Source organism: Flavobacterium endophyticum (assembly GCF_003634455.1).
Lineage (GTDB): Bacteria > Bacteroidota > Bacteroidia > Flavobacteriales > Flavobacteriaceae > Flavobacterium > Flavobacterium endophyticum.
The window spans coordinates 1,766,739-1,791,984 of the sequence record NZ_RBLC01000001.1 but is presented as its reverse complement, the minus strand read 5'-3'; the positions used below and the strand labels follow the sequence as shown (position 1 = coordinate 1,791,984).

Genomic DNA, 25,246 nt, shown 5'->3' with positions numbered 1-25,246 from the left:
CACCCTATCAGAATAAAGACACTTAACCTATGAAAAAATTGTTATTGTTACTCGTTTTATTACTACCTGTTTTTGGTTTCTCACAAGTATCATTAGTGCGTTGGGATGGAGCAAATAAACAAGCCAATCCTTATCTAATTGCTTCTAATATTACAGCTGGAAACATTACCGGATCATCTAACGTAAATTTCTTCGTTGACAACTGGGGAAGCAATGGAAATGCTTTTAATGCAGATTCATGGCCTACTAGTACTTCTCCTGACTACTCAAGATACATTCAAGTATCAATGACAGCAAACAGCGGACAAAAGGTTGACTTAAGCCAATATAATTTTGAATATCAAAATTATGATAATGGCGGTCCTTCAAGAATGCAAGTGTACTACTCAAAAGACGCAAGCTTTCCTTCTAACGGAACAGTGCTTTATACTAACACTAACTTAAACACTAGCAATACCAACTTCAACAGCGTATCAGTTCCTTTAACGGGTATCAGCGTATTAGCTAATGAGACAATATACATCAGAATAACATTTTACGGAAGAACAAACGGATGGTCTGGACCTAGAATCAGAATCAGACACGGTTACAACGATAGTGCGCCAGCATCTCACAATGCTTCTGGACCAATAATTACAGGAACAGTTACTACAGCTTGTACACCACAAGGAAACCCTGCGCTTTCGCCAACTGATTTCTGGAGAGGTTATGTGTATTCTTATTCTGGAACACCAGCAGCTACAACGTATTTAGGGTATGTTACAGAAAATGCAACATTCAACAGAAATGTAGGTAGCGGTGCGGTATCTGGACTAACAACTGTTCTTTGCCAACAGCCAACAGACAATTTCTATACTTCTTATAAAATGACCAAAAGCTTCCCAGCAGGTACATATACTTTTACAGTGGGTGGTGACGACGGTTATAGATTAAAAATTAACGGCGAATCTGGATATTCAATCAGCGACTGGTCAGATCACGGATATACAACAGGATCAACAACAAAAACGTTTGCTTCTACTACGAATGTTACTTTTGTTTTGGAATATTACGAAAGAGGTGCAGATTCTCAAGTGTCTTTTGATTACACTTGTGCGAACTCTCCAACAGCTCCAACAACGTTAACTTCAAACGCAACAAACAATACAATCTGTTCTGGCAATTCTGTTACTTTGACAGCAGGTGGTGGTTCAGCTAATACTAGTACCTACGAGTGGGGAACTGGAACTGTTGTAGGTTCAAACGTAATCTCTGGAACTACGGCTTCAATTACTGTTTCTCCAACAGCTACAACAACGTACTGGGTAAGAAGAGTAGGTGCTGCTCCATGTAACTTTACAACAACAGGAATCACATTACAAATTACGGTAGCTACTGCAACAGCAACAGCTCCAACATCAATCAGCGGAGCTACAACATTATGTGGCGGAGGTTCGGTAACATTAACAGCTACTGGCGGTACAGGATCAACGTACCAATGGGGAACTGGAACTGTAGGTTCTAACATACTTTCTGGAACTGGTGCTTCAATCACTGTTTCTCCAACGGCTACAACAACCTACTGGGTAAGAAGAATCAATGCAACGCCATGTTCGACTCCAACTGCAGCTGCTACGACAACGGTAACAATAACTACGCCTTCTGGAGATCCGACAGCTTTCGGAAACAACACATGGAACGTATACGGTTATAATACAGGCAGCATGACTCCCGCTTTATCTTACTATGCTGGATACTATGTACAAAACACTTTAGGCGTAAACACACAAGATACGGCAAACAATGGATGGAATAAAGAAACTTCTCCATCATATTCTTCAGGATGGGTAGGATGTGCTGTTCAAGTTGACGATTTCACAATGGTTCACAAAAGAAAAGGTTTCCCTTGCGGAAAATACCAAATCAACATGGACAATTGGGATGATGAAACTAGAGTATACATCAACGGAACATCTGTTTTCTACAACGCAGGATGGAGCGGTGAAAACCCTACTCCAACATCTGTAGGAATCTTTGCTCTTGACAGCAATTCGACTATCGAAGTAGTAACAAGAGAAGTAGGCGGTTATGCTAACGTAAAAGTATCTTTAACTGCTGTCAATGCAACCTATAACGGAACTTCTTGGAGTACTTCTCCTGAAGGTGCTGCAATTGTAATCAACGGCGATTTGCAATTAAGCGAAAGCGTAACGGTTTGTTCTTGCACAGTTAGCGCAAACAAAAACTTGAAAATAAACTCAGGCGTAAACCTGATCATCAAAAATGAATTAGTAGTAGCTCCTACTGCTAATGTAGTAGTAGAAAATAACGCAAGCATCGTTCAAGTTAATGACAACGCTGCTAACAGTGGAAAGATAATCGTAAAAAGAAACACGACTCCTGTGACTCGTTATGACTTTACGTACTGGTCTTCTCCTGTTGCTGCTGCAGACTGGACATTGCATGATCTTTCTCCAAACACATTAGCTGATAAATACCTAAGCTATAATGCTGCCGGAAACGGATGGGTTACAGAAATGAACGGAGCGGCTCAAATGCAGACTGGAAAAGGTTATATCGTTAGAGCGCCTCAGCAATATTCAACTACAGCTCCTGCTGTTTTCCAAACGCAATTTGCTGGCGCGCCAAACAACGGACAAAAAACACTTGACATCAAGATCGGTGCGACATTAAAATCAAACTTGATCGGAAATCCATATCCATCAGCTATCAGCGCGGATAAGTTTTATGAAGCAAACAAAGGCGTAATTAAAGGAACATTCTATTTCTGGACACATAATATTGCAGTAAGCTCTACTCCAGATGCAAACGGAGTGTACAACTACAATCCTGCAAGCTACATTTCGTATAATGCGACGGGAGCAACAGGAATTGGAGAAACAAACAACTGTACGACTTGTGGAAACAATTCTGGAAACAAACACAAAGGAAACATTGCTTCTGGCCAAGGATTCTTTGTTGAAGGAAAAGTAAACGGTACTATCGTTTTCAATAACGCAATGAGAGTAGCTCAAACTGGAACTAACGATCAATTCTTAAGAACGAGCAGCCCAACACGTCCTGTAACACAAAGCAGCGAAGAAGAAGCTGGCGAAGAGCAACCAACAGCAATCGAAAAACACAGATTGTGGTTGAACATTACGAATTCAGCTGGTGCTTATAATGAGATTTTGGTAGGCTATATCGACGGAGCTACAAACAACCTTGATGATGCTTACGACGGAATGACGTATGCTTCTGGAACTGCGCTATACTCTATGCTTGATGCAAACAAATTGGTTATCCAAGGAAGAGCATTGCCTTTCAGCAATACAGATGTAGTGCCATTAGGATTCATGGCCGCTGCGGCAGGTGATTACAGCATCGGTATCGAAAGTGTTGACGGTTTGTTTGAAGACCAAAAAGTATTCTTAGTAGACAGACTTACAGGAACGGTACACAACATCAAGAATGACAGATATACATTCACGACAGCAGCAGGAACATTCAACTCAAGATTTGAAATCCGCTATGTTAATGAGTCTTTAGGTGTAGATACTCCTGTTGTAGATGCAAATGATATCGTAGTATACAAAAACGGCGGTCAGATTGCAATCAAAGCAGACCACTTTACAATCGACAACGTTCAAGTATTTGACTTGACTGGAAAAGAAATCTTTACTAAAAAAGGAATCAACAGCAACGAATTCACAACTACAGGAATTAATGTAGGAACTCAAGTTGTGGTAGCAAAAATAACTTTGGATAACAATGTAACGGTATCTAAAAAAGTAATCATGAATTAAGACTAGTTAATTCACTTCAAATCCCATAAGCAATAATCTTGTTTATGGGATTTTTTTTATGCCTACGATTTTGCCAGTACTATGCTGACTGCATTGCCGCCAAAACCGACAGCATTGATCAATACCTTGCGGATGGATTTTCGTTCTTGTTGCGCCTCCGCAAAAGGAACTTTGATAAATTTCTGATGCTGCAGCATCAAGATGGCCAGCTCTACATTTAACATGCCCGAAGCGCCAAACGTATGCCCTATCTTCCATTTGTTGGTAGTCAGCATCGGAAGGTTGTCGCCGAACAGCAATTCGATAGCTTTCAGTTCCGACGAATCCCCTTTTATAGTTCCCGGCGCATGCATAACGATAGCATCAATCTCGCTAGAATCTATTTCCCCCAAAGCCATTTTCATAGATTTCTGGAAGCATTGCGCTTCTGCAGAAATAGAAATGCTGTGTTCTAAAATTTCGGTTGCAAAGCCAATTCCTTCAATATAGGCCAAAGCGTTTTGGCTTTCGCCTACCTCTAAACAAGCCACAGAAGCTCCTTCTCCCAATACCATTGAGTTTTGAGTTTTCTGCCTGTCAAAAGCACGACACGGAAACGGAGCTGTGCTTTTGGAATAGATCTTTAAAGCATTCATCTGCGCAATCGTAAAAGGAGTCAGCGGCGCTTCGCTGCCGCCTACTAAAAACTTAGCTGCCATTCCGGAACGCAGCCATGCAATGCCGTTCAGCAAAGCATGCAAAGCAGTCGAGCAAGTGATGGAATGTGAAATTTCTGGTCCCTGGCTGTTTAAGTCGTGGGCGACCCATGATGAGATATTGCCCAACGTAGTCGTCGGAGAAGCCAGCGTATGCGTCTTTCCTGTTTCTAAAAATTCTTGAAAATGCTTTTCGAATAACTGGGTAGCCCCTCTCGAAGAACCGATATTGATTCCGAAATCATCTCCCTCTTTCCATCCGGCATTTTCTATCGCCTTTCGGGAAGCAAGAATAGCATATAAGACAGAATCGTCTAGGTTCTTGTATTTGCTTTCGGAATTCCGCAAGGCTTCGACCTGATCTTTTAGATTGTCGGGCAATCGAGAAGCTAAAGCAGCTGTTTCTCCTATAGTAGTATTAGAAATCAAAGTCTCCTCTTTTAGATACTGCTCCCAAATATGTTCTGGGGCACTCCCTAAGGGCGAAATGGAGGATATAGATGTTATGGCAATTTTCTGAAGCAAAATAGAAGCATTAAAACCTTGTAAAAGTTGAGTCCTTACAAGATTGTTTTCGAAACAAATTTAAACTATTTCCAAGGCTTGTTCGACAACAGCATATACTTTTTCCAGCTGCTTGTCTGAAATGATATACGGAGGCAAAATATAGACGATGTTTCCAACCGGGCGGAGGATGATTCCGTTTTCAATAAAAAAATCATAGAGCTTGTTTCGGAAATCTCCGTAGTAGCTTTCTGCTGCATCTCTTTGTATCTCTAAGGCAAAAATTACTCCCAGCGTTCGGGTTTCCTTTACCCTTGGATGGCTGTTGATTTTTTCCTGAAATCGAAGATGGTTTTGATGTATTCTTTGGATGTTCTTTTGCATTTCAACAGTCTGAAGCAGTTCCAGGCTGGCAAGTGCTGCAGCACATCCGGTTGGGTTTGCAGTAAAAGTATGTCCGTGGAATAATGCTTTGTTGACATCATCATCATAAAAGCCCTCAAACAATTCTTGCGTAAATGTCGTGATTGCCATAGGAATCGTGCCTCCAGTCAAGGCTTTCGACAGGCACATCATATCGGGTTCGTTTTCAAGATAATCACAGGCAAAATGCTGTCCGGTCTTTCCAAATCCGGTCATGACTTCGTCTGCAATCGTAAAGACAGCATTCTCTTTGCAGATTGCCATAAGCTTGTCAAGCGCAAAAGTTTCATACATGACCATACCTGCCGCTCCTTGCACCAGCGGTTCAAAAATAAAAGCGGCAAACTCATTCGTCTTGGTCAATTGTGCTAAAGCTTCAAAAGATTCTTTCTCCTTTCCTTTTGTAGGAACCGGAATACGCACCACTTCAATCAGCGAGCCTCGGAAAGCTTCGGTAAAGAAAGAAATTCCGCTGGCCGCCATTGCCGCAAACGTATCGCCGTGAAAGGCATTTTCGAAAGCAATGATTTTGGTACGTTTCTCTCCTTTGTTGTAGTAATATTGCAGGGCTACTTTCAATGCAATCTCTACAGCTGTCGACCCGTTGTCTGAATAAAACAGCTTCTTTTGGTTGCTTGGCAGGATTTCCATTAATTTTTCTGAAAGCAATACAGCAGGTTCGTGCGTAAAGCCACCAAACAAAACGTGTTCTAGGGAAGTAAGCTGCGCATAAATGGCATCTGCAATAAATTTATTGCTATGCCCATACGGATTTACCCACCACGAAGCGATCGCATCAATATATTCTTTTCCGTTTTCATCCCATAACAGAGCGCCTTCGCCTTTTGAAATCGCAATAGCGGGCTTTGCCAGTTTATGTTGTGTATAGGGATGCCAGTTGTGTTTTTGGTCTCTTTCAGAAAGGGTCATGTTGTTATTTCTTAGTTCTTAAAGGCTTTTCAGATTCTCGGCAAACAGGTCGGCATATTCGCGGATCACATTTTTATCAAAATACGGCTCGTCGTCTATTCTTCCTATACATTTTAATCCGGTCTTGCTCAATATGATTTCTTCGGTCGCTTTATTTTCGTTGCCGTTAAAGACAATTCCTGCAATATCCAATTTCTTGCTTAGCAAGGCAGCAACCGTCAGCAATGTATGATTGATGCTTCCCAGATAATGTCTGGAAACTACAATCACTTTATAGTCGTCTTGAATCAAGTCGATGATAGTATCTTTATCATTGAGAGGCACGAAAATACCGCCAGCGCCTTCAATTACAAGATGGTTTTTGGTTTTCGGTTCTTTTATTTTCTTACTATCTATCGTAATTCCATCAAGTGAAGCTGCCAGATGCGGACTTGCAGGCGTTTGCAACAAGTAACTGTTCGGATGGATTTTAGTCTTTGGATTAGAAAGCAGCGATGCTATTTTATGGCTGTCGGAATTGTCGGCATCACCAGCTTGGATGGGTTTCCAGTAATCAGCCTCAAGGCTTTCGGTAATAATCGCTGAAGCAATTGTTTTCCCTACATCAGTTCCTATTCCTGTAATGAAAATTTTCATGTTTGTATACTCTGCAGATTGAATATTTCAAAGGTACGATTTGGAATTGATACTGCAGGAGCCGTTGAATTATAATTTTTATGGAAGTCTCATGAATACTGCCCTAACGCTTAAAAACATGTGAATTTCGTAAGATTTTATTGTAGTCTTTGAACGTAACCGTTGTTTTAATTGCTAAATTTGATAGAACCATCCCTTTAATTTAACACTCTAGACCAAATGACAATAGCAAAAGTACCATCTTACATGAAGGCCGTTTATATCTCATTGCTTATTATCATTATCATCTTTTTTATGATCATGGCTAAGGCAATATTAGTCCCTCTGCTTGTTTCGGGTTATATCGCTATGCTGATGACTTCTTTCTGCAATCGCTTAGAACAATGGAAAATCCCAAGATCATTGAGTGCTTTTATTGCGCTTCTTATTATTATTTTGCTGACGCTGGGGCTCATATACTTTATTGTCACGCAGCTGCAGACCTTCACAAACGATGTGGAGATGAATATGGAAGAAAGCCTGAACAAGTTTGCCATAAAAATAAATACGAGCATCGAGCAATTCATAGGGCTTGATATAGGTATGGGAAATGGTTTTGAAATAAAGAAAATAATGGCGCTCATTCAATCAGGAAATACGAATATCTCTGAAATGCTTTTTACGACAATCGGTACGTTATCTAACATTATCCTTCTGCCTGTTTTTATCTTTTTCTTATTGATCTATAGAGATCATCTGGCTGTTTTTGTCACGAAAGTATTCGAAAAACAACGAAATAAAGTGCTTATAGAACATATGGTTTCGATCCGAAGGATTGTTCATGCTTATATTATCGGGGCCGGAAAAGTAATGATTATTTTAGGAATCGTGAATACGGCCGTATTGTTTGCTTTGGGAATCAAGCATGCTATCTTTTTTGGCATGATTGCCGGACTTTTGAACATCATTCCGTATGTAGGTCCTTTTGTAGGGGCGCTGATGCCTTTTACTTTTGCTTTGCTGACCAAAGACAGTCTGTTCTATCCTCTTGCGGTAGTCGTCGCCTTTACGCTGATTCAGTTTATGGAAAGCAGTTTTCTGACACCAAAAATTACGGGAGCGAATGTAAACCTGAATGCTTTCGTTACCTTTTTAGGATTATTGATCGGAGGTGCCATTTGGGGAGTAGTAGGAATGATCTTAATCATCCCGACAATTGCGATCTTGAAAAAGCTATTTGAATTGAGTCCCGATACGGAGCCCTACGCTTATTTGTTCGGTGAAGAGGATACGCATTGGTTCAAGCCTCGAAGGCCTAGAATAAAAACCTAGCAAGCATTTCTAAAACATTGGTGATTTCTTCTTTGGAATTAAAACTATGCAGGCAGAAACGCAGTCGTTCTTGATTTTCTGGAACTGTCGGCGAAAGGATTGCCTTTACGTCAAATCCATTTTCTTGCAGTTTTTTAGCAATTGCTTTTACTTTTTCATTACCGGGCAGTATAGCGGATTGGATCGCTGATTTATTCCGGACAAAGATTTGCTTTAATCCTATCCGCTGTTTTTCTTGATTGAAATGAAGAATGTTTTCTTTCAGATTTTGGATTTCTGATTTCTGGGCTTCTAGATTTTTATAGGCGATTAAAATCCCTGCAACAGAATGCGGCGATAGAGCTGTCGTATAAATAAAACTTCTGGCAAAGTTGACAAGATAGTCTTTCAAATCCTGTGTCCCTAAAATGGCGGCGCCATGGCAGCCCAATCCTTTTCCGAAAGTCATAAGTCTGGCAAAAACTTTGTCTTGTAGGTTGAGATCCTGAATGAGTCCTTGTCCTTTTTCTCCGAAAACGCCTAAGGCATGAGCTTCATCAATAACCAAATAACAGCCATTATTTTCTGATAGTGCAGCGAGCTTTTCGAGATCAGGCGAATCGCCGTCCATAGAAAAAACAGATTCCGTGACAATATAAATTTCGGATTTTTCGGATTTGTATTTAAAAACCAAGGCTTCTAAATCTTCTAGATCGTTATGCTGGAATTTAAAGGATTTCGCATTAGAAAGCCGAATGCCATCACGGATGGAAGCATGGCTGTATTCGTCATACAAGATAATATCGTTGCGTTGCGGCACAGCACTAAAAAAGCCGACATTGGCATCGTATCCAGAATTAAACAGGAGCGCTGTTTCTGCTTCATGGAATTGGGCAATATATTCTTCAGATTCTTTGTAAACGATATGATTTCCAGATAAGAGACGAGAACCTGTAGCGCCGTTTTTGATTATTCCATGATTCAAAAGGTATTGATGCGTCTGATTAAAGATGGCCTCTGATTTTGAGAATCCTAAATAATCATTTGAGGCAAAATCAACTAAATCGTTTGGTTCTGGCAATATCCTAAACGAATTGCTTTGTACTCGCTGCTCGATTTTGTGTGATAAAGAGGGTGGAAATCGTTTCATATGGGCAAATGTAAGCAACTTTTGTTTTTGTTTGGAAGAAGGCTTTTCTAATACAAAATAAAAAAGCCCAGCATTACTGCTAGGCTTTTTTTATTGGAATAAAATCAGACTACTCTACTAGAATGTTGATTTTATTGTCGTTCATTTCTAAAGTTCCCGATTCGATAGGCAAATGATATTTTTTGTCATCTCCTAAAAAGAACTTGCCTTCTGCTTCTTTTGGAAAAGTAAAGCTGTCAGCAGCAATCTTGATATCCCCTTTTGCCAAGATGGAAATAATTGCGGCGTGATGGTTCAGCATTTGGAATTCTCCGTCAATTCCTGGAACAGTAACCGAAGTTACAGGTCCTGAAAATAATTTTGCTTCTGGCGATATAATTTCTAAATACATTTTTTTTTGCTTTAGGCTTTAAGCTTTAGGCTTAAAGCTATTAAATATTAAGCTTCAGCTAACATTTTTTGTCCAGCTTCGATAGCATCTTCGATAGTTCCTTTCAAGTTGAAAGCCGCTTCTGGAAGGTGGTCTAATTCTCCATCAATGATCATGTTGAATCCTTTGATAGTATCTTTAATATCAACCAAAACTCCAGGAATACCTGTAAACTGCTCTGCTACGTGGAATGGCTGAGACAAGAAACGTTGTACACGACGAGCTCTAGAAACTGATAGTTTATCTTCTTCAGAAAGCTCTTCCATACCAAGAATCGCGATGATATCTTGTAATTGTTTGTATTTTTGAAGAATTTCTTTTACTCTTTGTGCACAGTTGTAGTGCTCATCACCTAAGATATGCGGTGTCAAGATTCTTGAAGTAGAATCCAATGGATCTACTGCAGGATAGATACCCAACTCAGCAATTTTACGAGACAATACTGTTGTTGCATCTAAGTGAGCAAATGTTGTTGCCGGTGCTGGATCCGTTAAGTCATCCGCAGGAACGTAAACCGCCTGTACCGATGTAATAGATCCTTTATTTGTTGATGTGATACGCTCTTGCATCGCACCCATTTCTGTTGCTAATGTTGGTTGGTAACCTACCGCAGATGGCATACGTCCTAAAAGTGCAGACACCTCAGAACCAGCTTGTGTAAAACGGAAGATGTTATCAACGAAGAAAAGAACGTCTTTTCCTTGATCAGAACCCGCTCCATCACGGAAGTATTCAGCGATAGAAAGTCCAGAAAGTGCTACACGAGCACGAGCTCCTGGTGGCTCATTCATCTGACCGAAAACGAAAGTAGCTTTAGACTCTCTCATTCCTAATTTATCAACTTTAGACAAATCCCATCCTCCATTTTCCATAGAGTGCATGAATTCTTCTCCGTATTTGATAATTCCTGACTCTAACATCTCACGAAGCAAGTCATTTCCTTCACGTGTTCTTTCACCTACTCCTGCGAATACAGAAAGACCACCGTGACCTTTTGCAATATTGTTAATCAACTCCTGAATCAATACTGTTTTACCAACACCAGCACCACCGAATAATCCAATTTTTCCTCCTTTTGCATAAGGCTCGATCAAATCGATTACTTTGATACCTGTGAATAAAACTTCAGAAGATGTAGATAAATCTTCGAATTTTGGTGCTTGACGGTGAATAGACAATCCGTTTTCACCAGTTTTTGGCAAATCTCCCAAACCATCGATAGCATCTCCGATTACGTTGAATAAACGACCGTAAACATCTGGACCGATTGGCATTTTGATTGGGTTTCCTGTACCAACAACTTCATAGCCTCTGCTTAAACCATCTGTAGAGTCCATTGAGATTGTACGAACAGTGTTTTCTCCAATGTGAGATTGTACTTCAAGTACTAATAATGTACCGTCTTTTTTAGTGATTTCTAATGAATCATAAATTTTTGGAAGTTCAACATCCTTACCGTTGAAAACTACGTCAACTACTGGACCAATGATTTGAGCAACTTTTCCTATTACTTTTGACATTACTTATGTATTTATTAAATAGCTATTTAGGTTTATGAAAAACACCTCTTTTTTCAGAGCGCAAAGATAGTTTTAAAAATGAAAATTTAATAATGTTTTTATAAAAAAATACGAAAAAAATATAGGATTGTCTGTTTAATGAGCAGCAAGACAATAAGTATGCAGAATTATTAAAAACAAAAAAAGCCATTATGCTTTCACATAATGGCTTTTTTTATGAGTATAATCTTAATTTAAAGATTGTGGATATTGGATCGGGTAGTTTCCTATATTAATAGCGGGCATAGAAGAACCATAGGTCGCGCTTATTGATTTTAGGAATTCATTCGCTATAAAAGCATAACCTCTTGCTGAAGGATGGATACCATCTAGAGAGAAAGCACCACCGGTCACATAAGTAGCCGTTAAATGGTGGTTGCCGAAACGGATTCCTCCGTTCAACAACTGGCTCATTATTGCTTTTGTATCTACCAATGCCAAGCCTTTTGCATTTGCTGCGTTTTGGATCGTAATATTGTAAGCATCAGTAGCTACTCTTACTTCTCCTACTTCAGCATTCGTCAACACAGAACCATCTTGCAGTGGATAGGTAACTCCAATTGTATTAAAAGGAGTTGGAACTCCTGCTTGTGGCGTTCCGATAATTGTACGCGTTGGCAATAAGATGTAATCTACAAAGCTTCCGTTGGCTAATTTTTTGGCATGTCGTGCTTGTCCGTACAAGCTGCCCATTAGGCCTGCCTGTGGAGCCGGAACACCAGCACCAATTAAAGCGCCCGTGATTTGAGCAGAATAGTCTACTAAAGATTCGTCTTTGATTAGCAACGGATTTGAAGTTCCTGCTGCTAAAGTTGTCAAACGATCTCCTTGCCCAAGAGCCGTCAATATTTGTTTTACCGGACCTAACAATTGCGTATTCAATTGATTTGCAGTAGCCGCATCAAGCGGAACCGGATTGTAAGGAACTGTCGTGAAATATGGAAGCGTATTGATATAAGGAAGATTAGCAACAACTCCTTTAGCACCATTCGCTGTCAAAGCTGTAACAAGACCATTATATACATTATCAAAAACCGTAGGGTCTGTGATATCATTAGAACCATACGTAGAAGGATCCATGTTTCCTGTGCGATTAACACCAACACCTCCAGAAATAGCATAGCTCAAGACATCATTTCCTCCAATCCATAAGGAGAAAAATGTCGGATTCTGAGCAACCGCATCGCCTATAACAGAAGCTGCTGCTGAGGAATCAAATCTTCCAAAATAAGGATTTGCCGCACCGTATCCAGCTATGGTCAGGTGGAAGCTTTTCGATCCCGGAACCCCCATATTGTTATACGTTCCTGTTAACTGATCTGTTATTGCCGTGCCCGAAACACCTGAAACATTTACAGGTCCCACTCCGTTAAAATACAACCTTGTAGGGAATTGAGGCACTTGGTTTCCGCCTAATGAAAATCCTCCAACATTATCAACCATGTAAGGCACGGTGAAATCTCCACCTCCTACTAATGCGAATTGCTGTGCTAAAAAGCTAGGATATGAATTTTCTTGACCTCTTTTGAAAAGAGCGTTATCACTATAACCAGCCGCAAATGAATCTCCTAGGGCAACATATTTTGAAAAATCAGCAGATCCTGGCGATACCGGAATTTCTGCAGACTCCGAATCATCATCTGAACAGGCAATACTCAAGCTTAAAGAAGCAAAGAGCAACCATTTGAAATTTTTTATCATAATATTATTTTTATAACGTTAGTCTTAATTTAAGGATTGATAATCCAAGAAACTAGATATTGCTGTCCAATTCTTCCTGCTCCGATAACTTGAAGGTAATCGTTTCCGAAAAGATTCGATGCGCTTATTTTGAATACTGATTTCATAGACGGAACTGCATAATTCATCTGAGCATCAAAAACAGTTACTGCTGGAATCATACCGTCGGCAAAAGAAGACTGCCATAGGTATTCGTCGCTCCATCTTGCATTAAAGTTGAATCCAAAATTCTTGAACAAATTTTGGTTACCAAGAGATGCTTTCACTCTATGTTTAGGCGTATTGAAACCTGCTATGAAAGAAGGATCTTTTGCTTGGTCAAAATCAAATTGTGCATGGTTGTAGTTGATTCCGAATTCGAAATCTTTGTAGATTTTTTTAGACAATCCTACACCGAATCCGAAAGAAGTTACATCTTCAGTCGTGTTCGTGTAAACTTGGTATACTCTACGGTCTCCGTTTGATAAAGCTTGTAATCCTAAAAGAACGTTTGGATTTGCCAAATCAGCTCCAACTTCTCCATAATAAGGTCTGATTACACGAGAAGTGCTCATGAAATCATTATAAATGTTGTAATACGCATTCAAATCGACTGCAATTCCATTTTCCGTAACTGATTTATATCCTACCTCGAAAGCCTTAACTTGTTCCGGTTTTACTAGCTTGATATTCACGATTTCTAAATCGGCAGGATTTTGAGATAATGAGAACGCTTGAACTGAAGGTACAGAATATACAGCAGAATTGTATGCATCTCTTCCTGATAAAGTAACAGTAGCTGGAGCTCCTAAAGCTTGTCCCGCCACACTTACGTTCATCGTCTCTACGTAACGGTCAAGGTTGTCTTCAGCAGAACCTACTAAAGCAAATGGCCCTAAATCCAAACCAATGTATTGATCTTGAGTGGTTGGGTTTCTGAAACCTGTTTGGAATGACACTCTGAAATTGTGATTTTTTCTTTCGCCAGCAGAATACACAAATGATATTCTTGGAGAATACTGTCCGTCGAAGTTTTGTGATTTATCATAACGGATAGATCCTGTAAATTTCAACCTGTCTTCCATGAATTTCTTTTGAACTTGAGTATAGATACCGTATTCGTCGTATTTGATAGGTCCGTCAAAATCTGTAAAGATTGTTCCTTGAGAATCTAACTTATATTTTCTGAAAGATCCACCTACTTGGATTTCTGCAATATCAATAAGCTCTTTGAAGTTATAGTTTGCATCCGCATGGTATAATTGTGATTGGTCAATAAATCTTGCTCCTTTAGTCAAGTCAGGATTTTGAATAACTGTTGCCAAAGCATTGTTGAATTCAGGCGAACCTGGCATAAATCGTGGACCTCCTGTTGGCTGAACTGCAAATTGCGGCAAGCCAGCAAGCGCAGCAGGCAATTGATTATAGTCTGCAAATTGTCTTGCAATTCCAGCTGCTTGGGTTGTATTTGCGCCCATAACAGCACTTGAAAGCTGATAAGCTGTTGCATAGTTTGTAAACCATTCTTGGTCAGTTTTCCATGCTCTGTTAACATTCCACGCTGCAAAACGCATATCATAAGAATTACCAGCATCTTCAGTTGTCATGTAAGCACGTACAAAGAAGTTTCTGTTTTTAATTTCTATTTTGCTTTGTTGCATGATAAAGTCTTCCAGCCTGTATCTGTTCGCTCCTTGGTAGATGGTGCTTCCGATACCTACTTTATGTTGCAGGATTACTTCGAAATCATCTTTCATTGGCTTGAAATGCAAAGAGAAATCGGCTTTTACACTTTCGATAGAGTTATCATTGATATCTTCTTCATAATAACCTGTTCTGCTCACTTGTCCTACGTTTGGAATAAACGTAGTCACCTCATCACCATAAATATTCAAACCGTCATAGTTTTGGTTGATTCCATGGCCAAGTCCGCCATTGGTCATACTTCTTTCATCACCAGCAATCCATTCGGTCGCTTTTAAATATGTAAAATTCGCTTTGGCTGCAAAAACATCAGAGAATTTGTGAGCCACGCGAATACCAAAGTCATAATAATCATTTGTTCCGGCTAGCTTTTGGTTGGTCTTACCATATCTTGCATAGAAACTGATGCCTTCATGGTCAAAAGGGCTTCTACTGTTCATAAATAAGATTCCGTTGAAGGCATTGGCACCATACAAAGCTGAAGAAGCTCCTGGAAGCAACTCAACACTCTGAACATCCAGCTCAGAAAGTCCGATCAAGTTTCCTAAAACAAAATTCAATGCTGGCGAAGAGTTGTCCATTCCATCAACCAGCTGCATGAAACGCGTGTTAGCCACCGTAGCAAATCCTCTAGTATTGATAGATTTGAATGACAAGCTGCTGGTGTTGAAGTGAACCTCTTTAAGGTTTTCCAAACCATCATAGAAAGTTGCCGAAGAAGTGTTCTTTACATCCTTGATTCCCATTCTTTCAATGGTCACGGGAGATTCAAGAATTCTTTCCGGTGTTCTAGAAGCCGACACTACGATTTCGTCAAGATTAATATCTTGGCTTAAAAGCTGTACTTCTAATTTTTGTCCTGATGTTTTGACTTCAATCGATTGCGTAGCATAACCAACGCTTGAAATCTCAACATTGTACGGGGGTTGCTTTGTTGGCTTCAGAAGGAACTTTCCTTCAACATCTGTCACTGTAGATGTCGACTCTCCAACTACCTTAACGCTTACTCCAGGAAGGGGCTGATTCGTTTCATCAGTAACGACTCCTGAAATTGAATTCTGGGCAAAGGTGGCTCCACAGAATAGCAATGACAAAATAATAAAATACACTCTCATGGTTTGAATTTGTTAGTTTATATAGCCAAAGTACAAATAAATTTGATATCAATAAAAAAAGCGAGAAAATTTCTCGCTTTTAATAATATTTTTTATAAAATACTGTCTATTCTACAGTCACAGATTTTGCTAAGTTCCTAGGCTGGTCGACATTACATCCTCTCATGACAGCAATGTGGTAAGATAATAGCTGCAACGGAATTGTAGTCAATAACGGAGTCAGCGCTTCTGCAGTATCTGGAATTTCGATAACATGATCGGCTAATTCTCTTACTTGCGTATCGCCTTTTGTTACCACAGCGATAATTTTACCGCTTCTAGATTTAATTTCCTGAATATTGCTGACAACTTTATCATAGTGCCCTTGTTTTGGAGCAATTACAATAACTGGCATCTTTTCGTCAATCAAGGCAATTGGACCGTGTTTCATTTCTGCCGCAGGATAGCCTTCAGCATGGATATATGATATCTCTTTTAGTTTTAACGCGCCTTCTAATGCCACTGGGAAATTATAACCTCTTCCTAGATAAAGACAGTTTGGAGCGTCTTTATAAATAGAAGCAATAGTTTTTGCAATATCATTTGTAGCAAGCGCTTCGGCTACTTTTTCAGGAATAACCTCTAATTCTTGAAGGTATCTGTGGAAATCTGAATTAGATAAAGTTCCTTTTGCTTTAGCCAAACGAAGCGATATCAATGTCAGAATTGTAATTTGAGTCGTAAATGCTTTTGTTGATGCTACTCCGATTTCTGGACCAGCGTGCGTATAAGCACCTGCATGTGTCTCGCGCGAAATAGACGAACCCACTACGTTACATACTCCAAAGACAAAAGCTCCTCTTTCTTTCGCCAACTTAATCGCTGCAAGCGTATCTGCCGTTTCACCTGATTGCGAAATAGCGATAACTACATCTTTTGGGTTGATGATTGGGTTTCTGTATCTAAATTCTGAGGCATATTCTACTTCAACTGGGATTCTTGCAAATTCTTCAAAAATATACTCTGCAACTAAACCAGCATGCCATGAAGTTCCACAAGCCACAATGATAATTCTTTCTGCATTGAGGAATTTTTCAAGATTATCTTCAATACCGGCCATCTGGATAATTCCTTTGTTGGCCAAAAGTCTTCCTCTATAGGTATCCTTGATTACGCTTGGCTGCTCATAGATTTCTTTCAACATAAAATGCTCGTAGCCTCCTTTTTCAATCTGCTCAAGATTCATCTGAAGCTCTTGAACATAAGGATCTACCAAAGAATCATCTTTGATTTTTCTTACTTTGATGGATTTGTTTTTTCTAACAATTGCCATCTCTTCATCTTCCAAATAAATAGCATTGGAAGTATATTCGATAAATGGAGAAGCATCAGAAGCGATAAAGAATTCATCTTCCCCTATTCCGATAGCCAAAGGGCTTCCCAAGCGCGCCACTACGATTTCGTCTGGTTTTTTTACATCAAAAACAGCTATCGCATAGGCTCCTACTACCTGGTTCAAGGCAATCTGAACTGCTTTTCCTAATTTTAGTTTGTCTTTTTTCTGAACGTCTTCAATAAGATTTACCAAGACTTCGGTATCGGTATCCGATTTGAAAACATAGCCTCTCTTGATCAGCTCTTTTTTTAACGGCTCATAATTTTCGATGATTCCGTTGTGGATGATTGCCAAATCTCCTGAATTGGAAAGATGCGGATGTGAATTCACATCATTCGGGACACCATGTGTCGCCCAACGCGTATGGCCTATTCCGATATTTCCGTTTGTGGAAATTTCTTTTGCTTTTTCTTCAAGGTCAGACACTTTTCCTTTTGTCTTCGATACTTTCATGGACTCGCCATCATATAGCATAATCCCTGCACTATCGTAACCTCTGTATTCTAATCTTTTTAGTCCTTTTATGATAATAGGATATGCATCTCTATGACCAATATATCCAACGATTCCACACATAATTTTATCGTATTAGTTAGGCTTAGTGTAATAAATTTCAAGCTTTAATCTCTTGTTTTCATTAGATGGTACTGGAGCACTTCCAAAAAGAACTGTTCCAAGCGGACTCATTACTGAAGAGAAAGGCACTTTTTTGAAAGCCGGTGAAGGCGTTCGCAATGCCACGCTAGTTGATTTAACAATATCTTCGGTTACAGAAACACCCAATCTTACATTGGTAGAGTCTTTAAGCAATACTCTTTTAATATGTTCTGTAATTCTGACCTTATATTGAATTCCTTTTCTATTCGTATCGTCAGCATTTCCTGTCAGCTTGACAATTCCGCCAAAAGTTACTTTCGAATATTTAGTTTTTCCTCCGCCATTTGACGTATCAAAAAGATAATCTACCAATGGAATGTTATCTTTTGCGTTATACACATAAATCCTATTCGGATCCGTATTATTCGTCATTGTAGGCTGATCAACATAAAAAACCAGGTTGGCTTCATTGATAAGCCAGTTATTCGAAATTGCTTCAGTTCTCAGCGCTTCTAATTCAGCAGATTCGCCACCTCCGAACAAATCAATCATCGCTACAGAACCATTTCCGCCTTTCAAATATAATTTTTGATCTCCTGTTACCGGATTACCTACTATATTATCATACGTTTGGCTGGCGCCTGTAGAGGCATTATCCAACAAGCTTACCGTGTTTCCTTTTAAGTTAAGAACAAGTGTTTTTTCTTCAACACCATCATCAACTTCTTCACCGTTTACGATTTTTATTTTCTTATCTTCATACGTCATGGTGATGGTTCCTTTTGAAAAATCCAACAAAGCCAAAGCGCTGCCTGAAATTTCTTCTACTTGGAAATACAATCCTTTAAAATGGTTTTTAAAAACGTTATTGTTTACCAAGTTGCCGCTAGACGCAATCAATTTATTATAGAAAAAATCTTTGTTTAAGTTCAGCTTCATGCTCGGAAGTTCTCTTACTATATCACCGCCTTCTTCTTCTGGCTGGATCACATGTTCTAACGGACTGAAAGCAAATTGATCGTTCTGGCTTAAATCTGAAGAGTCGTTTAATCTTGCTCCTTTGACACTGTTAAAAACAGCATTTTGGTCAGAATAGAATTTCTGCGCATCGACGAAACCGCCGTTTGGATCAAAATCTCTTAAATAATAGCCGTTTTCATAAACGCCAAGTTTTATTTTATTGGCGATGTTCCCGTAAACAGAATCAAGCTCATACTTGTTGCTACCATCAGTTTCTGTCTTAAGGAAAGTAGTATAATAAGGTATGTTCAAGACTACTGATTTTATCTTTGCCGAGGAAGGTACATCCCTAAATTTAGGGTTTTCGCTTTTTAGCTCTACTTGCGTAACAAAATTTGCTGTAGTTTTTCCGAAAATACCGCTGTCAAATACACCTAATGGATTTACAGAAAGATTATTTGTTTGGACAGCGCCTGTTTTTTGGTTGAATGCAACAATTGAAGAAGCGTCATTTTTTATGAATCCAAAATGATCATTATCATCCACAATGTCCGCACCTATGGAATTGTATTCGCTGTCGCAAGAAAGCAGAAATCCAAGGCCTATGACAAGAAAAAGAACCTTCTTAAAGATTGAATTATTAAGCATATTTTTTAGTAATGTTTTTTATAAAACTTGATTTCTATAGAAATTAGTATAAGCTTCTGCAAACTTATCTTTCGGGGCGAAAGGTAAAAAAGGTTTTCCCGATGATTCTATAAATTTTGTTAAACTTGGAGACAGGTCATCCGAAGCAATAATGACAGCGTCTGAGTGCATAACAGAAGCCTTGATTATGTTTTCATAATTTGGCTCCGCCAAGTGCTCGATCGATTCATTTGGAATACCGTCAAAAGCTACTTTTTTCATCATTTCCATGTCCAAGTTTCCTTCAAAACCTTGGCTGTAAACCGATGTGACTATTTTTGTTTCAGAAAACAAAGCCTCATCTTTATAATAGTGCTTCATATAAATCGGAAGCATTCCAGCTAGCCAGCCATGAACGTGGATAATATCTGGAACCCAGTTTAGTTTTTTTACCGTCTCAACCACTCCTTTTGCAAAAAAGATCGCTCTTTCGTCGTTATCCGGATACAAAACTCCTTCTTCGTCCGTAAAAGTAGCTTTGCGCTTGAAATACTCGTCATTATCGATAAAATAAACCTGGATTCTTTCTTTCGGTATAGAAGCTACCTTAATAATCAGCGGCATGTCCAAATCATTTACCACCAGATTCATTCCAGAAAGACGTATAACTTCATGCAGCTGATGCCTTCTTTCATTTATGTTTCCATATCGTGGCATAAAAATCCTAATCTGCCCCCCTTGATCATTGATCATTTTCGGAACGTCATATGACATTATAGATACTTCATTTTCAGCCAAGTAAGGTACTACCTCAGATGATACATACAATATCCTCTTATCCTCCATATTGTTTTGAACTTTATTTATTGCATATAAAAACATGCAAAATTACAAAAATTTATGCAGTTATTAACAAAAATGGTAAGTTTGCACTCAATTTAATCTTAAGCTGATGCTCATTTTCAACAGACAAGAAGATCTCAAAAACCATTTAAAGTCGGTTGCCAAAGAAAATACGACAATCGGGTTTGTTCCAACAATGGGCGCACTGCACCAAGGACACTTGTCACTGATTGAAAAATCACTTGGCGAAAACCAAGTAACGGTGGTCAGTATTTTTGTAAATCCTACTCAATTCAATAATGCTGAAGATTTAGAAAAATATCCTAGGACTTTAGAAAAAGACACTCAAAAAATCGAAAACGTCAGCAAAGAGGTTTTGGTTTTTGCTCCTAGCGTTGAGGATATCTACAACGGGAATACCGTATCTGCCTCTTTCAATTTCGACGGATTAGAAAACCAGATGGAAGGCGAACACCGACCAGGACATTTTGACGGTGTCGGCACAATTGTCAAGCGCCTTTTTGAAATCGTACATCCTACCAATGCCTATTTTGGAGAAAAAGATTTTCAGCAACTGCAGATCGTAAAAAAAATGGTCGAAAAGCATCAAATGCCCGTGAATGTTATAGGTTGCCCTATATTCAGAGAACAAAACGGACTAGCCATGAGCTCTCGAAATGAAAGGCTTTCTGCACAACAAAGAGAAGATGCTTCCCTGATATACAAGACCTTAAAAACTGCCAAAGAAAAGTTTGGCACGGAAAGTGCAAAAGAAGTTACCAGCTGGGTTGAAAGCGTTTTTAAAAAAAATCCAGAGTTCAAGCTGGAGTATTTTCAGATTGCAGACGAAGACCAATTACTACCGATACAAGAAAAAAATAACAGTAAAAAATACCGCGCTTTCATCGCTGTTTTTATTAACAGTATCCGCTTGATAGATAATATTTCATTAAATTAAAAAATAATTACCTTTGCACCATGCAAATTCAAGTTGTTAAGTCCAAGATTCACCGTGTTACGGTAACTGGAGCAGATTTAAACTACATTGGAAGTATCACGATCGACGAAGCGTTGATGGAAGCCTCCAATATTGTTGAAGGAGAAAAAGTTTCTATTGTAAACATCAATAATGGCGCGCGACTAGAAACTTACGCGATCAAAGGAAACAGAAACAGCGGCGAGATTACCCTAAATGGCCCTGCGGCGAGAATGGTACAAAAAGGCGACATCATCATCATCATTTCCTACGGAATTTTAGATTTTGAAGAAGCCAAGACTTTCAAACCGACGCTTGTTTTCCCTAATGAAAAGGATAACTCCTTAACCTAAAAGTCTTTTGAAGAAAAAAATCAGCAAAATACTATCCATCCTGCTCCCAATTCTATTGGGAGTTTTTTTGACTATATATACCTATAATTCATTTACTCCCGAACAATTGGAGGAAATGAAGAGCTACTTCCGAAATGCCGATTACACTTATATTTTTATCGCCCTGATTTTCGGATTCATTAGCCATGCTGCCAGAGCCTATCGCTGGAGATTTATGCTAGAACACATGGGATACCATTCTCCGTTCAAGAATAATTTCATGGCCGTTTGGATTGCTTACTTTATGAACATGACGATACCAAGATCAGGAGAAGTTTCCAGAGCTTTGGTATTAAAAAAATACGAAGACATTCCCTTTGACAAGGCTTTCGGAAGCATTATTGCCGAAAGAGTTGTCGATTTCATTATCCTTTTGTTATTCATCGCGACGGCCGTCTTATTGCAGTTTGAAGTCTTAAAAACCTTCCTTTTAAATACGATTCCTGTAGAAAAATTATTGATTTACGGAATTGTGGCTTTTGTGATTTTCCTTTCCGCCATTCTTCTTTTTGTCTACTCAAAATCCAAATGGATCCTGATAATCAAAGGAAAAATTTCTGGATTGACAGAAGGTCTCTTGAGCGTTTGGAGAATGGAAAAAAAATGGTCCTTTCTGTTTTATACCGCTATCATCTGGATTGGGTATGTATTGACTTTCTATACCGCTATTTTTGCTTTACAAGAAACAAGCGACATCAGTTTTGGCGTTGTGGTAACCGCTTTCGTAATCGGAAGCTTGGCCATTTCTTTCTCAAACGGAGGCTTTGGCGTTTTTCCTGTGCTAATTGCTGGAATTTTAGCGCTATACGGAATCCCAAAAGAAGCGGGAACTGCTTTCGGCTGGATTATCTGGACGTCACAAACCGTGCAAATAATTATTTTAGGCGGACTTTCGTTTTTGCTTTTGCCGATCCTCAATAGGAAAAAATAAATTATTATCTTGCTTTCCTATTTAGAGACCTCTTGTCTCTATGCTAACTAACCAAAAACCCTCGCAATGAAAAACTTCATAACTGCTGCTTTTTGCATTTTTTCTTTTAGCTTATTCGCCCAAAAAAGTGTTGAAGAAGTAAAATCCGAAAAACTAAACGGCACGCGCCAGATCATGATTTCCCTTCCGCCTGCTTATGAAAAAGAACCTGATAGAAAATTTCCGCTCCTAATACTCCTCGATGGAGAATATCTTTTTGATGCCTTCTCAGGTGCTTTGTCCTATGCTAATTATTGGGACGATCTGCCGCCGGTAATCATCGTCGGAATCAGCCAAAATAAAAACGGCGAACGTTTCAACGACAGTCAATTCGATAAAGAAACTGGATTGCCAGAAGAAGGCGGTTCCCGTTTCTACGAATTTATTGGCTCTGAATTGATTCCTGCATTAGAAAAAAAATACAGGATCGCTCCTTTCAGGGTTATTGCCGGACATGACACTACCGCTGGATTTTTGAATTTTTATCTTTACAAAGACCAGCCTGTTTTTAATGCCTATATTTCATTAAGCCCTGAATTTGCTCCAGAAATGGAAACCCGAATTGCGGAACGCCTTGCTACATTCAAACAGCCGATTTTCTATTATCAAGCAACAGCCGATGGCGATTTAAAAAAAATGCAAAAAAAAATCAAAGAACTTGATGAAAACATCAGAAAGATGAGCAACCCGAACGTCAATTATCGCTTTGACGAATTCAAAAATGCTACACATTATTCTTTAGTGCTTCCTGCAGTTCCAAATGCGCTGTACCAGATATTCTCTGCCTACCAACCTATTTCTACTGTAGAATTCCAAGAAAAAATTGCAACGCTTCCAAGCGGTTACGCTGATTATTTGGCTAATAAATATGAAATCATCGAAAAATCTTTAGGAATAAAGATGCCGATTCGTGTTAATGACTTTAAGGCAATTGAAGCCGCTATTCTAAAAAATAAGGCGTATGCTGAGTTTGAAAAATTATCTGCCATGGCTAGAAAAAGCTACCCTAAAGCAATGCTTGCCGATTATGAGATGGGCATGATGTATGAGCACACTGGAGATTTCAAACGTGCTTTCAAATCGTACCAAAACGCTTACACAAAAAATGAAATTGGCGACTTGACAAAAGACATGATGCTTGAAAAAGCAGATGAAATGAAGAGCAAATAAATATATGTCAAAAATAAAAACGACTTTTTTCTGCCAAAACTGTGGCGCCCAATATTCGAAGTGGCAAGGCCAATGCAATTCCTGCAAGGAATGGAATACGATTGCCGAAGAAATAATCCAAAAAGAAGACAAGAAAGATTGGAAAAGCACGCCTTCGCCTGATTCAAAAAGAGTCACGAAGCCGTTAAAAATCCATGAAATCGACAGCACCGAAGAAGTCCGCATGGACACTAGAGACGGAGAATTAAACCGTGTTCTAGGTGGCGGTATTGTTCCTGGTTCTTTAATTCTTTTAGGAGGCGAACCTGGAATTGGAAAAAGTACGTTGCTTTTGCAAATTTCTCTAAAATTACCTTATCGAACATTGTACGTTTCCGGCGAAGAAAGCCAGAAGCAAATAAAAATGCGTGCCGAAAGAATCAATCCGTTAAGCGACAACTGCTATATCCTTACCGAAACAAAAACGCAAAATATTTTCAAGCAGATTGAAGCCATAGATCCAGAAATCGTCATTATCGATTCCATACAAACGCTCCATACCGATTATATTGAGTCTTCTGCCGGAAGCATTTCACAGATTCGGGAAACCACTGCCGAACTGATAAAATTCGCCAAAGAAACCAATATTCCGGTCATCTTGATCGGACACATTACGAAAGACGGAAACATTGCGGGACCAAAAATCTTAGAACATATGGTCGATACTGTCTTGCAGTTTGAAGGCGACAGGAATCATATCTACAGAATCTTGCGTTCGCTAAAAAACCGTTTCGGTTCTACGGCAGAATTAGGAATCTACGAAATGCAAGGCTCTGGCTTGAGAGAAGTCTCAAATCCGTCTGAAATCTTGATTTCTCATAAAGAAGAAGAGCTTTCGGGAACTGCAATTGCAACAACGCTTGAAGGCATGCGTCCATTGATGATTGAAATTCAAGCGCTAGTCAGCACCGCCGTTTATGGAACGCCACAACGAAGCACCACAGGCTACAATGCCAAGCGATTGAACATGATTTTGGCCGTATTGGAAAAAAGAGCTGGCTTCCGCTTAGGCGCCAAAGATGTTTTCTTGAACGTTACCGGAGGTATTTCTGTAGATGATCCTGCTATTGACTTGGCTGTCGTGGCCGCGATTCTTTCTTCCAATGAAGATATTCCTGTCGGAAAAGATTTCTGCTTTGCTGGCGAAGTAGGACTTTCAGGAGAAATTCGTCCCGTCAATCGTGTCGACCAAAGAATCCAAGAAGCAGAAAAATTAGGCTTTTCTACCATTTTCGTTTCAAAATACAATAAGATTACGCTCAAAAATACGTTTATAAAAATCCGTCTAGTTTCAAAAATCGAAGATGTAGTAAGCGAATTATTTGGCTAGCGTAGTAGTGAGGAATGCTGTTAATTA

General features: G+C 39.3%; 18 protein-coding genes. 7 read left to right on the top strand and 11 right to left on the bottom strand.

What is annotated here, in order from left to right; genetic code table 11:
• Positions 1–29 precede the first annotated feature (29 nt).
• Positions 30–3,785, top strand: a complete 3,756-nt coding sequence (locus CLV94_RS08065) for an Ig-like domain-containing protein (RefSeq protein ID WP_121375888.1) — start codon at positions 30–32, stop codon at positions 3,783–3,785.
• A 62-nt stretch (positions 3,786–3,847) separates the two neighbouring features.
• Here the strand turns inward: CLV94_RS08065 and CLV94_RS08060 are convergent, their stop codons facing one another.
• The 3 genes from CLV94_RS08060 to bioD are packed head-to-tail and all read right to left on the bottom strand — an operon-like array spanning position 3,848 to position 6,973.
• A complete protein-coding gene (locus tag CLV94_RS08060; protein ID WP_121375887.1) occupies positions 3,848–5,005 on the bottom strand; it encodes a beta-ketoacyl synthase N-terminal-like domain-containing protein in 1,158 nt (385 codons plus the stop codon).
• A gap of 60 nt (positions 5,006–5,065) precedes the next feature.
• Positions 5,066–6,337 (bottom strand): adenosylmethionine--8-amino-7-oxononanoate transaminase, encoded by a 1,272-nt coding sequence (gene bioA, locus CLV94_RS08055; RefSeq protein WP_121375886.1) that lies wholly within the window; start codon positions 6,335–6,337, stop codon positions 5,066–5,068.
• Between the two features lie 18 nt (positions 6,338–6,355).
• Entirely contained in the window at positions 6,356–6,973 is a 618-nt protein-coding gene (bioD, locus tag CLV94_RS08050; RefSeq protein ID WP_121375885.1) for a dethiobiotin synthase, read from the bottom strand.
• A gap of 219 nt (positions 6,974–7,192) precedes the next feature.
• Here bioD and CLV94_RS08045 point away from each other — a divergent pair, with 219 nt between their 5' ends.
• Positions 7,193–8,284, top strand: coding sequence for an AI-2E family transporter (locus CLV94_RS08045; RefSeq protein ID WP_121375884.1), 1,092 nt, complete (start codon positions 7,193–7,195; stop codon positions 8,282–8,284).
• Here CLV94_RS08045 and CLV94_RS08040 read toward each other — a convergent pair.
• The 8 genes from CLV94_RS08040 to CLV94_RS08005 form a co-directional block, all read right to left on the bottom strand.
• Positions 8,268–9,413, bottom strand: coding sequence for an aminotransferase class I/II-fold pyridoxal phosphate-dependent enzyme (locus CLV94_RS08040; RefSeq protein ID WP_121375883.1), 1,146 nt, complete (start codon positions 9,411–9,413; stop codon positions 8,268–8,270). The genes CLV94_RS08045 and CLV94_RS08040 overlap by 17 nt on opposite strands.
• A 109-nt stretch (positions 9,414–9,522) precedes the next feature.
• Positions 9,523–9,804, bottom strand: a complete 282-nt coding sequence (locus CLV94_RS08035) for a FoF1 ATP synthase subunit delta/epsilon (protein ID WP_121375882.1) — start codon at positions 9,802–9,804, stop codon at positions 9,523–9,525.
• Between the two features lie 47 nt (positions 9,805–9,851).
• Complete coding sequence (gene atpD / locus CLV94_RS08030) at positions 9,852–11,363, bottom strand: F0F1 ATP synthase subunit beta (protein WP_121375881.1); 1,512 nt, start codon at positions 11,361–11,363, stop codon at positions 9,852–9,854.
• Positions 11,364–11,591: 228 nt separating this feature from the next.
• A complete protein-coding gene (locus tag CLV94_RS08025) occupies positions 11,592–13,103 on the bottom strand; it encodes an SGNH/GDSL hydrolase family protein (protein WP_121375880.1) in 1,512 nt (503 codons plus the stop codon).
• A gap of 29 nt (positions 13,104–13,132) precedes the next feature.
• Positions 13,133–15,940 carry a carboxypeptidase-like regulatory domain-containing protein gene (locus CLV94_RS08020; protein WP_121375879.1) on the bottom strand — a complete coding sequence of 936 codons (2,808 nt, stop codon included), beginning with the start codon at positions 15,938–15,940 and terminating at the stop codon, positions 13,133–13,135.
• A 106-nt stretch (positions 15,941–16,046) separates the two neighbouring features.
• Positions 16,047–17,891, bottom strand: coding sequence for a glutamine--fructose-6-phosphate transaminase (isomerizing) (gene glmS, locus CLV94_RS08015; protein ID WP_121375878.1), 1,845 nt, complete (start codon positions 17,889–17,891; stop codon positions 16,047–16,049).
• 12 nt (positions 17,892–17,903) lie between these two features.
• Positions 17,904–19,520, bottom strand: a complete 1,617-nt coding sequence (locus CLV94_RS08010; protein WP_121375877.1) for a DUF4270 domain-containing protein — start codon at positions 19,518–19,520, stop codon at positions 17,904–17,906.
• Between the two features lie 18 nt (positions 19,521–19,538).
• Positions 19,539–20,345: a glycogen/starch synthase gene (locus tag CLV94_RS08005; RefSeq protein WP_121376267.1), complete on the bottom strand. Its 807-nt coding sequence runs from the start codon at positions 20,343–20,345 to the stop codon at positions 19,539–19,541.
• A gap of 106 nt (positions 20,346–20,451) precedes the next feature.
• Between CLV94_RS08005 and panC the strand changes: the two genes are divergently transcribed.
• From panC to radA, 5 genes are all read left to right on the top strand, one after another.
• On the top strand, positions 20,452–21,300 hold the full coding sequence (panC, locus tag CLV94_RS08000) for a pantoate--beta-alanine ligase (RefSeq protein ID WP_121375876.1): 849 nt from the start codon (positions 20,452–20,454) through the stop codon (positions 21,298–21,300).
• A gap of 20 nt (positions 21,301–21,320) precedes the next feature.
• Positions 21,321–21,671 carry an aspartate 1-decarboxylase gene (panD, locus tag CLV94_RS07995; protein WP_121375875.1) on the top strand — a complete coding sequence of 117 codons (351 nt, stop codon included), beginning with the start codon at positions 21,321–21,323 and terminating at the stop codon, positions 21,669–21,671.
• Between the two features lie 7 nt (positions 21,672–21,678).
• A complete protein-coding gene (locus CLV94_RS07990) occupies positions 21,679–22,641 on the top strand; it encodes a lysylphosphatidylglycerol synthase transmembrane domain-containing protein (RefSeq protein WP_121375874.1) in 963 nt (320 codons plus the stop codon).
• Positions 22,642–22,707: 66 nt separating this feature from the next.
• Positions 22,708–23,850 (top strand): alpha/beta hydrolase, encoded by a 1,143-nt coding sequence (locus CLV94_RS07985; protein WP_121375873.1) that lies wholly within the window; start codon positions 22,708–22,710, stop codon positions 23,848–23,850.
• A 4-nt stretch (positions 23,851–23,854) separates the two neighbouring features.
• Entirely contained in the window at positions 23,855–25,219 is a 1,365-nt protein-coding gene (radA, locus tag CLV94_RS07980; protein WP_121375872.1) for a DNA repair protein RadA, read from the top strand.
• Positions 25,220–25,246 lie beyond the last annotated feature (27 nt).